Source organism: Micromonospora sp. NPDC049171 (assembly GCF_040648275.1).
Classification (GTDB): domain Bacteria; phylum Actinomycetota; class Actinomycetes; order Mycobacteriales; family Micromonosporaceae; genus Micromonospora.
In genome coordinates this window covers 407,953-417,995 of the sequence record NZ_JBEZDJ010000003.1, presented here as the reverse complement: position 1 = coordinate 417,995, position 10,043 = coordinate 407,953, and the positions used below count along the sequence as shown (strand labels likewise).

The 10,043-nt window shown below is 68.7% G+C and carries 10 protein-coding genes; 4 read left to right on the top strand and 6 right to left on the bottom strand.

Annotation, left to right across the window (positions count from 1 at the left end):
• Positions 1–445 precede the first annotated feature (445 nt).
• Positions 446–970 (top strand): hypothetical protein, encoded by a 525-nt coding sequence (locus AB0B14_RS06290; protein WP_357521649.1) that lies wholly within the window; start codon positions 446–448, stop codon positions 968–970.
• Positions 971–1,080: 110 nt separating this feature from the next.
• On the opposite strand, the gene AB0B14_RS06285 is transcribed toward AB0B14_RS06290, so the two are convergent.
• Both AB0B14_RS06285 and AB0B14_RS06280 read right to left on the bottom strand, forming a co-directional pair.
• Positions 1,081–1,440, bottom strand: coding sequence for a hypothetical protein (locus tag AB0B14_RS06285; RefSeq protein ID WP_357521647.1), 360 nt, complete (start codon positions 1,438–1,440; stop codon positions 1,081–1,083).
• A 74-nt stretch (positions 1,441–1,514) separates the two neighbouring features.
• Positions 1,515–1,790: a hypothetical protein gene (locus AB0B14_RS06280; RefSeq protein WP_357521645.1), complete on the bottom strand. Its 276-nt coding sequence runs from the start codon at positions 1,788–1,790 to the stop codon at positions 1,515–1,517.
• Between the two features lie 21 nt (positions 1,791–1,811).
• On the opposite strand from AB0B14_RS06280, the gene AB0B14_RS06275 reads away from it, so the two are divergent.
• Entirely contained in the window at positions 1,812–2,990 is a 1,179-nt protein-coding gene (locus tag AB0B14_RS06275) for an ankyrin repeat domain-containing protein (protein WP_357521643.1), read from the top strand.
• A gap of 446 nt (positions 2,991–3,436) precedes the next feature.
• A complete protein-coding gene (locus tag AB0B14_RS06270; protein WP_357521641.1) occupies positions 3,437–3,625 on the top strand; it encodes a hypothetical protein in 189 nt (62 codons plus the stop codon).
• Here AB0B14_RS06270 and AB0B14_RS06265 read toward each other — a convergent pair.
• Positions 3,600–3,731 (bottom strand): hypothetical protein, encoded by a 132-nt coding sequence (locus AB0B14_RS06265; RefSeq protein WP_357521639.1) that lies wholly within the window; start codon positions 3,729–3,731, stop codon positions 3,600–3,602. The genes AB0B14_RS06270 and AB0B14_RS06265 overlap by 26 nt on opposite strands.
• 94 nt (positions 3,732–3,825) lie before the next feature.
• Here AB0B14_RS06265 and AB0B14_RS06260 point away from each other — a divergent pair, with 94 nt between their 5' ends.
• The gene (locus AB0B14_RS06260; protein ID WP_357521637.1) at positions 3,826–4,563 is read left to right on the top strand and encodes a DinB family protein; all 738 of its coding nucleotides are present in this window, start codon (positions 3,826–3,828) and stop codon (positions 4,561–4,563) included.
• 66 nt (positions 4,564–4,629) lie between these two features.
• Here AB0B14_RS06260 and AB0B14_RS06255 read toward each other — a convergent pair whose 3' ends face one another.
• From AB0B14_RS06255 to AB0B14_RS06245, 3 genes are all read right to left on the bottom strand, one after another.
• Complete coding sequence (locus AB0B14_RS06255) at positions 4,630–7,407, bottom strand: molybdopterin cofactor-binding domain-containing protein (protein ID WP_357521635.1); 2,778 nt, start codon at positions 7,405–7,407, stop codon at positions 4,630–4,632.
• On the bottom strand, positions 7,404–8,228 hold the full coding sequence (locus tag AB0B14_RS06250; protein WP_357521633.1) for an FAD binding domain-containing protein: 825 nt from the start codon (positions 8,226–8,228) through the stop codon (positions 7,404–7,406). Before AB0B14_RS06250 ends, AB0B14_RS06255 begins: the two co-directional genes overlap by 4 nt.
• Positions 8,229–8,382: 154 nt before the next feature.
• Positions 8,383–9,942 (bottom strand): helix-turn-helix domain-containing protein, encoded by a 1,560-nt coding sequence (locus tag AB0B14_RS06245; RefSeq protein ID WP_357064613.1) that lies wholly within the window; start codon positions 9,940–9,942, stop codon positions 8,383–8,385.
• Positions 9,943–10,043 lie beyond the last annotated feature (101 nt).

Below are 10,043 nucleotides of genomic sequence, written 5' to 3'. Positions count from 1 at the left end.
AACATCGTCGCGGCCTGGACCCGGACCTTCTCACGCCGGACCCGGGCTGCCGCGTTCATGCCACCACCAGCCGGATACCTCATCACCCCGACCTACCCAAACCATCGACGCAGATCACGCACACACGTCGAGAGACGCCAGCCTTTCAATCTCTGTAGCTCCTCGAAGAAGCGCTTTGTCTCCCGGGCGGCGTCAGCCAGGAAAGCCTGGTCTTGTGCGTACTGCCATAGGTGGGCGGGGACCTGTTCGAAGCCTGCGGTCTCGGGCACCCGCGCAGAATAGCCATGCAGAAGTCCCGATGGAAGGCGTCGGTTAGATGAGCTGCCATGGCGCAGCCGCCGGGTTGTCCCGGACTCTCCGCTTACGATCGAATGACCGGCGCGCGAGTCTCAGCGGTGTGAGAGGCGGGCTCCTGTGACGAGTCGGATGCCGCTACCTTGGGCGGGTGGACGAAGAAGTGGACGACGACTACACGCTCAAGTCAGCGGACGCCGGCCGTATGGGGAAGGCCGCTGAGCACCTGGTCGCTGCTCTCTGCATCCTCGCGACGCGAGGGGCTCTCAATGTGTCCACCTCGCTGGTTGACGACGAAGGCGTTGACCTCGTCTTCCATCGGCGAGGGTCCACGGCGACGCTGGCCGTGCAGGTGAAGGCTCGGATGTCCGACAGCAAGAAAATCCAGTCCGAAGGGTTCGTCGCCTTCGTCCGATCTCAGACCTTCGTGCCCCGAGACGAGCTGGACATGCTGTTCGTCGCGATCGATGTGGTCCATGGACAAGTGATGAAGGCATGGCTGGTACCCAGCAAGGACTATGCCGATACCCTCGGCGAAGCCAATAGCCGAGGGCGGTACCGCTTCAGTGCCTCGATGAAGGACGGTTCCAACGACCGCTGGAAGCCCTACCGCTTGGAAGCGTCAGAACTGCCTCGTGCAGTACTTCGTCGGCTGGAACAGCTAGAAGGCGTATAGATCCGCTGCCGCGGAAGGAGTTGTTGGTCGCGGTAGACCAGCGCCGTCGAGGATGACAACCGCCCGGCCTCGCCAGTCCGGCTCGACCTGTCGACGGCATGTCGTGTGGCTCAGCGCAGGTCGGGGCCGCCCTCCTCGGCGAGTTCGTCGAGCACGCTGAACTTGTCGTCAGCATCGTTGACGACGAACTCATCCCGCTGATCCAGCCCATCGGCCTGCTGTCGCATTGGTTCGGGCCGTTGGCTGCCGAGGCGCTGCGACGTCGCCGAGGAGGCGAACATGCGTTGTTGTGGCTGGCCCAGCGTGTTGCCGGTTGGGGACGGGTCTACGTCATCGAGGCGCTCTGGCTGCTGCGCCACGCCTGCGACGGCGACTACCTCAACGGCTACTTCGCCGGCCGCGTCGCCACTGCAGCTCACTTGCACGAAGCGATCACCGGGACTGACACCGACGATGACCTGGTCGACCACACCGGTCGACTATTGAAGTAAATGGCGGGCTGCGGTGGCATGGGCATGACCCTCGAGCACTATCCGCCGGCGTCTCATGTCCTCGCCGCGCACTTGGCTCGCCTCGGTCGGCAGACACCGACCCTGAACAGGTACGTCGACGCCGCGGTCATCGCGACCATCTGGCGGACAAGACTCCGCAGCGATCCGGATGCACCAATAAACAGCGAGACCACCTCGTCCGGCAGTACCTGGCCGTGCTTGATCGGCAGGACTGGTGTGACGCGGTTGGTGCCGGCCTTGATGCGGACAACGACTTCGTCGCCTGGTTCGCCAGCAACCCTGCGGCACGGCTGCATCTGAGCGTTCACTGAGATGACGGGTGATGATCGATGATCGAGGCTGCCGATCAGCGCCTGATCGACGCTGTGCAGGCTGGGGACGAGGTGGCCGTCGGGCAGGCGCTGACCGACGGCGCGGACCCGAACGTTCCGGTTGGCCGATTCCGAGGATCGGTGCTGGCCGAGGCAGCGAGCAGCGGCCGGCGGGGGATCGTGGGCATGCTGGTGAACGCCGGTGCGCGCATCGGCCCCGCCGATCCCTACACCGCCTCGCCGTTGCGCGCCGCCGTACTCGGGGCGCACACGGAGGTGGTGCTGTTTCTCATCGCCCGTGGGGCGCTCACGGCGGAACCCGCCACCGGGCCGAGCGTGCTGACCCAGGCCCTGTCCCACACCGCATTCCGCCCGACACCAACAGCTCTTGCGACGCTGCGGGTGCTGCTGGAAGCGGGAGCGACCTCCGTCCCGAACGAGGAAGTACCGCTCATCACCGCGGTGACGCGACCCGTCGCACCGGCGGTGCTGCGACTTCTCCTCGCCCACGGAGCGGACGCTAACCAACAGCGTTCCGACGCCACACCAGCGATCGTGGTGGCGGCGCGTCGAGGCGATCACGCCGCAGCCGACGTGCTCCTTGAGGCCGGCGCCGACGTGAACGCCCGCGACCGGCAAGGGCGAACCGCGTTGATGCACGCAGTCGAACGCAACGAACGACGGGTCATCACTACCCTCCTGCTGGCCGGCGCCGCCATCGAGACCGTCAGTGTCGATGACATGACGGCCCTGCAACTTGCGCGTGGCTGGCAACACCAGAACATCCAGTTCATGCTGGGCGAGCGCCACGCCAGCCTGGACGACGTGCCAATTGTTCGTACCGCTCTGCGGGTTGCCGCGTCCGACGTCCGGCTCGCTGGAGACGCGCAGATGCTTCATCTGCTGGCGGACGTCATTGACATTGCCCTAGGCGATCTCGGAGACGACGAGTGGAACACTCGGACGGGCACGGACGCCGAGGTGGCCCGGGCCGTTGCCGTCCGCCTGCGCGACGACGTCGTCCCAGCAGTCCACGCATCATGGCATCAGCTCGACGCCACTGCGGCCGAGCTTGCCGCCGCGCGCTCAGCGTTGGTGGAGCTTGCCTACGGCACCACGCGGATCATGCCAGCCGCCGCCAGCCGACTCGAGATAACGGACATGCTCGAGGAGCTGAATCGACAGCTTGGTCGCTAACGCCAACGCCAGTCAAGTGCGTCGGAGCACGGGGCGCGGGAGGAAGTCGTGCAAGCTGTTGAGAGGTCTGTGCCTCCAACGTTCGATGGCGGAGAGGCGCTGTTGCCGTTCTCTAGCGCTTCTCCCCCGGAGCCGGGCCGTCCGTGAGATCTCACAACCGTCTCACGGACGGCCCGGGAAGGCCCGGTAGAGCCCCACCTGCCTCGGACCGCCGCCTGGCCGATGACCCGCATATCCGGTAGGAGGCGGTATCGTCCGGCAGCCGCCGGCAGCCCTGCTAGTTCACTGGGGGTCAAGGGGTCGTCGGTTCGAATCCGGCCGTCCCGACTGGTATTCACCAGCGGATATAGAAGATCACGTGTGATCTTGCGGTAACGCTGGCGGTAACGGAGATCGCTTAACGTGGGTTGCATCCCTCGATCCCGTTACTGCGGAGGTGCAGCCTCATGGCTGTCTACAACTACCGCCTCGCCAACGACCAGACCCGCTGGTTCTTCATCATCGACCTCCCGCCCGACGCGCACGGGCGGCGCCGCCAGCACAAGCGGCAGGGGTTATTCGACTGGTGCGAATTCTCCACGTCCGGGGCTGATTCGTCGCGTTCGGTGATCAGCTCTCGTCGGCGGGGTCGATGAAGACTGGGACGTACTCCAGGGCGTCGGGGTCGCCGAGGTGGGCGGCGCAGCGCCACCAGTCGGCGGCTTGGGCGTCGAGTCCTTCCCGCTCGGAGATCTCGGCCATTCGGCGGGCGCAGGTGCATGGGTGTGCCCGTACGGACCATCTCCGTTGACGCGGTACGCCGATCGCTGTCGGTCCCGGGTACTACGATCCGGCGATGGCCACCTACACGGGACCCGACGACCTGAGCGGCACCGAGTTCATCGAGACGAACTTCGCGGGCAGCGTGTTCCGCGAGGTGGATCTGAGCGGTACCCGGATCAGGGGTGCCCTGCTCAACGGCGCCGACATCGACGGGGTCATTGACGGGCTTCGGGTCAACGGCGTCGAGGTGGCACCGCTGGTCGAGGCCGAGTTGGACCGGATGTACCCGGAGCGCACGAAGTTGCGTCCGTCCACACCGGACGATGTGCGTGCCGCATGGGAAACCGTGGAGGCGTTCTGGGCGCCGACGATGGCGCGGGCGGAGTCGCTGCCGGAGGAGGATCTGCACCGGTCGGTCGACGGGGAGTGGTCGTTCGTCCAGACACTGCGGCATCTGGTGATGGCGACCGACCTGTGGTTCGGTCAGGCGGTACTGGGCCGGGAACGGCCGTACCACCCGCTCGGGTTGCCGGCGACGTTCATCACGAACGGTGCGGACCTCGGCATCGACATGGGCGCCGATCCGAGCTTCGCCGAGGTGGTGGCGGTCCGGGCCGGCCGCATGACCGAGGTACGGGAGTTCCTCGCCACCGTCACCCAGGAGGACCTGGACCGGGTACGCGAGCCGAACGCCCCGCCCGGCTGGCCGTCGCTCGGCCTTCGCGCCGCCTCGGCGTGCCTGCGGGTCATCTTCAACGAGGAATGGGCGCACCACAGCTTCGCCGTCCGCGACCTTGACGCGATGGGATGACCAGACGCCCCGCGCTCGGAGAACCAGAACCGGACTCTTATTTGTACAGATGGGAGGATCTTCGCTTCATCGTGCCGGACGGGTGGGCCGATCATCGTGCCCGAGGTCATCCCTGTCCGCTGTGGGACGACGCTCGTCGAGGGCGAGCCAGACCCGGTCGGCGGTGAGTGGCAGGTCGGTGAAGCGGATGCCGGTAGCGTCGCGCAGCGCGTTGGCCAGCGCGGGAGCGACCGGGTTGAACGGGCTCTCGCTCATCGATTTCGCCCCGAGCGGTCCGGTGGCGTCGATGGTCCGGGCAAAGTGGACCTCGGTCCGGGGTATGTCGGCAAAGGTCGGAAGGTGATACTGGCGGAACGCGGCCGTGGTCACCACTCCGTAGGCGTCGACACGTACCTCCTCGTGGAGGGTGGCGCCGATGGCCTGGGCGACGCCGCCCTCGACCTGGCCACGACACTGCATCGGGTTCATCACCGTGCCGGCGTCGGCCGCGTGGACGCTGCGCAGAATCCGGATCTCCCCCGTTACGGGATCGACCGCGATGCGGAACCACTGCGCGTTGAACGCGACCGAGCGTGGGCTGCCTGCGCAGTGTCCGTCGGCAGCCACCTGCTGGCCGGTCGCGTGGGTGTGTTCCCACAGGTCCCGCAGGGGCAGGCGGCTGCCGGCGCAGTCGAGGGCGTCGGTGCCGAGCCGGCAGTCGGTGACCGGTACGCCGCTGTGCTCGGATGCGAGGGTGAGCAGCCGCTCGCGGAGCGCCTGGCAGGCGCGCAGGACCGCGGTACCCCCGACGATCGTGCCGGTCGAGCCGAAAGCGCCGGTGTCGTGGCGGACCAGGTTGGTGTCCGACTGGCGGATGCCGACCCGGTCGGGTGTCGTGCCCAGCGTCTCGGCGGCGAGTTGCTGGTGCACGGTGGTGCTGCCGTTGCCGAACTCGGCGGTACCGACCGTCACCTCGTAGCGCCCGTCGGAGAGCAGGGTGACACGTGCGTCCGCGTAGTGTCCCCCGGGTGGTGCGGTGGCGATCATCGACATCGCCATGCCCTGCCCGGTGAGCCAACCCGAGGGGGCGGGGGGGCCGGTGTCCTCCCGTGCCGCGGCGTCGACGATTTCCAGGCACTGGTCCAGCCCGTAGCTGCCCAGGCTCAGGTCGCTGTCGTGACCGGCGGGAGCGACAAGGGGATCACCGGGCCGGACGATGTTGCGGGCGCGCACGGTGACCGGGTCGATGTCGAGACGCCGGGCCACCTCGTCGAGTGCTGACTCGACGGCGAAGCTGACCTGCCCGAGACCATATCCGCGGAACGCCCCGGCGGGCACCGTGTTGGTGTAGACGGCGTAACCGTCCACTCTCTTGTTCGGGCACCGGTACACCGAGAGTGATTCGTGGCAGCTGTGGAACAGTACGCCGGGGCCGTGATTGCCGTAGGCGCCGGTGTTGGAGACGACCCGGAGACGGATGCCGGTGAGGGTGCCGTCGCGGCGTGCGCCGGCTGTCACACGGACGGTGAAGGGGTGGCGGGTGGTGGCGGCGGTGAACTGCTCCGCACGGGTGTACTCCAGCTTCACCGGGCGGCCGGTACGCAGCGCGGCGAGGACGACGAGGTCCTCGACGAGCATCTCCTGCTTGCCGCCGAACCCCCCACCGACCCGCCCGGCGACCACCCGGACCTGCTCCTCCGGCAGATCGAACAGCCGGCACAGCGCGCGGCGGGTCAGGAACGGGGTCTGGGTGCTGGATCGTACGGTCAGCCGGCCGTCGTCGTCGACGTACGCCAGGGCCCCGTGGGTCTCCAGGCTGGCATGCTGCACCCGCTGGGTGCGGAACGTCTGCTCATACAACAGGTCGGCGGCAGCGAGGCCGGCGTCGACGTCACCAACCTCGGCGTGCACCTCGCCGGCCACGTTGTCGGCCGGACGGGCGATGCCCGCCTCGGTGCCCTTGTCGCCGTGCAGGGCTGGTGCGCCCGGGGTCATCGCCTCCTCGGGATCGGTGACCGCCGGTAGCACCTGGTACCGGACCGTGACATGCCGACACCCCTCCTCGGCGGCGGCCTCGGAGTCGGCGACCACCACCGCGACCCGCTGCCCCACGTAACGCACCACGTCGTCGAGGACCCTGGTGTCGGCCGGGTCGTCACTCGCGTGCTCATGCTGCGCCGTCGAGTAGCGCCGATCGGGAGCGTCGGCGTGGGTCAGCACCGCGTGCACGCCCGGCAGCGCGAGGGCGTCGCGAGCGTCGACCGACAGGATCCGCGCGTGCGGATGAGGCGAGCGCAGCACCTTGAGATGCAGCAGGCCGGGCACCTCGACGTCGAAGGTGTACCGGGCGGTGCCGGTGACCACCTGTGGCCCGGCCGGTGCCGGAAGATTCACCCCCACCGACGCGCCCGGACCCGGCTCCTCGACATGACGGACGCCGCGGATCGCGTCCTCGATCGCCCGGTAGCCGGTGCAGCGACACAGGTTGCCCTTCAACGTCTCGGGCAGCGAGTCGAGTTGGTCGTCGTCGAGCGCGGCGGTGGTCATGATGAACCCGGCGGTACAGAAGCCGCATTGGAAGCCCTGCGCGTCCAGGAAACGCTGCTGCACCGGGTGTAGCCCGGCGGCCGTGGCGAGACCCTCGATCGTGGCCACCCTGCGGCCCTGGGCGCGGACCGCCGGGTACACGCAGCTGTGCACGGGCAGGCCGTCCAGGTGCACGGTGCAGGCGCCGCAGTCGCCGGCGTCGCAACCCTTCTTGACCCCGAAACGGCCTCGTTCGCGCAGGTAGGTGCGCAGGCACTGCCCGGGTCGCGGTGCCTCGGCGCAGATTTCGCCGTCGACCACGACGGCGCGATCGTTCACGACGCGTTCCACTCGGCGAGTTCGGTGCGGATCTGTTCGGCGAAGACGAGAGTGAGATGTCGTCGCCACGCAGGCATCCCGTGCACGTCGTCGACGTACTGCTGGGCGGGAATGCCATCCATGACCGCCTGCCGCAGTACGGTCGCCGACGGTATGGTGTCGAACCGCAGCTGCACCGGCCGCACCGTCGACGCGGTCACAGTGAGCACGAACGACCCGTCGACCGGGTCGGTGCGACCGATGAGCAACACGGCGGACCGGCCGAACGGAAACAACGATCCCTTTCGGAACGCGGCACGGCAGCGCAGCGCCGGGGCCGGCAGGGTCATCGAACGGAGGAACTCCCCGGGGACCAGGGCGGTCGTGCCGATGCCGGTGACGAACTCGGCGACCGGAAGCTCACGCCGGCCACCGTCGGGGGTCAGCAGCAGGCAGATACCGTCCAGGGCGGCGCCGAGCGAGATCATCGGACCGGCGGGCAGTGCCGTGCACAGGTTGCCGCCCACGGTCGCCACGCTCCAGATCTTGAAAGAGGCGAGGAACGCCGCGCAGCACTGCCGGATCAACTCCCGCTGGATCATCGGGCGCGGTGCCGTGGTGAACGTCGCCAGCTCGGAGATTGTGCAGGTCGCGGCGATCTCCAGCCCGTGCGGTGTCAGGGTCAGCGGCGACCAACCCTCGTCGGTCAGATCGCGGAGCCGACGCAGGTGCTGCTGCGGCTCGGAGAACAGGTACGTGCCACCGGCCAGCCACGCGTCTCCCGGCCGCCACGCACCGGCGGCCGTGGCCGCCACCACCGCCTGCACCGTGTTCAGATCCACCACCACACCCCGTCCCAAGAACCTGGTCGGCTCACCTGCCAGCCATCTCAGCAGCGCGACTCGTCGCATCCCATTGGCTCAGGCCACGAACGCTGGCGTACGGGCGCCGCCGGAAGTTGGGCTTTCGCACAGCGGAGCCGTTGACACGTCCGGCTCAGTGGCGTTGTAGTTCGAGTGCGAGATACAGGTCGACGCGGTCGTCGAAGCGGCGCAGCTGACGACCGGTGAGTTGTTCGATGCGCTGGATGCGGTAGCGCAGTGTGTTGACGTGGACGTGCAGCAGTTTCGCGGTGCGGGTCCACGACCCGTCGCAGCGAAGGAACGTGTCGAGTGTGTGCACAAGGCGCGCGTCGTGGGAGCGGTCGTACTCGGCCAGGGGGCGCAGCAGTCGACGGTGGAAGGCTCGCCGGGCTTCGGCCGGGACGGCGGCGAGCAGCAGCGCGTGGGAGGACAGGTCACCGCTGGCGACCACCGCGACCTGCTCCGGGCCGGTCAGGGCGTAGCGGTGGGCGTGGCGTGCCTCCTCGACAGCGCCGTCCAGCGCGGCGACCCCGATCGCGGGGGCGCTAGTCCCGATGGCGATCCGGGCACCGTTGAGGCCCGGTGTCAGCGCCCGCGCCGCGTCGCGGATCCGCGCGACGACGTCGGCCGGGGCTGAGCCGTCGGGTGTGGGAGCGAGCTGGATGATCGCGTGGACCTCGCTGCCGATCTCCGCGATCGCGGCGGAGGGTGCCAGCGGCCGCGCGACCTCCTCGACGATGGTGAGCGCCAGGTCGGTGGTGGGTGACCCCCCGGCGGTCCCTGCGGTGAGTGCCAGGAATGTGGCGTCCGGGTCGAGGCGGCACGACTCGAGGCGGGGCGCGATCTCGGCGGGCGCGGCGCCGTCGAGGAGGGGCTGGAGGAGGTGCGCGGCGAGGCGTCGTTCGACGCGAAGATGTCGGTCGAGGTGGGCCCGTTCGAGGGCGAGCAGGGTGGTCAGGCCCTCGACGGCCTGTCGCCGGTCGTGGTCCCAGGTGGTCACGTCGCCGGCACAGGCCAGGAACCAGGCGTCGAGGCGCCGGCCGGGGTGGGTGCCTGCGGCAAAGAGGGAATATCGCCGGTTTCGGGCGACGCTGAGCACGTGTGGCAGGCGAGGTGCGGTCAGGAACGTGCGCGCCAGGCGGGCACGCAGGTCGTCGGCCAGCGGAGACGTCCCCGCGATGAGCCGGCCGGTCGCGGACAGCGCCCAGCAGGGGATGTCGGCGGCGGCGGAGGGCAGCAGGTCGGCGAGTTGGGCGTCCTCGGTCAGGGCGGCGATCAGGCCCTGGTGCCGGTTCACGACCGCCGCGAGCCCGGTGGCCTGCTCGATGCGCAGGGTCGCCCCGATGGCGTCACTGATGGTGGTGAAGGAGACCTCGACGGGCACCTCGAACACGGGGACGTCGTGGCGGGCGCACGCCTCGACGAGGTCGACCGGGACGGTCCCGTACGCGGCTGCCCCCGCGCCGACCGCGCTGACGCCGGCTCGGGCCACCGCCGCGGCGAACACCTCGGAGTCCTCTGGGGTGCGTCGCCACATCAGCCCGGTGAGCACCACCTCGCCGCCGGAGAGATATCGGCTCGGGTCGAGCAGATCCGTGGTGAAGAACTGCTGGACAACCCGGTCGCCCTGATGGTGGCCGCTGAGCATGGTCAATCGGAGATTGCGCTGGGCCAGGACGTCATTGAGGCGCATCGACACCTCCATGCCTTGGAGGAAGCTCCAGAGACCCTAGGGCGGAAATGTTTCAAATTCGGTTTCCCTGCCCAATGCTCGGCCGCCCACAGCGCTGTTTG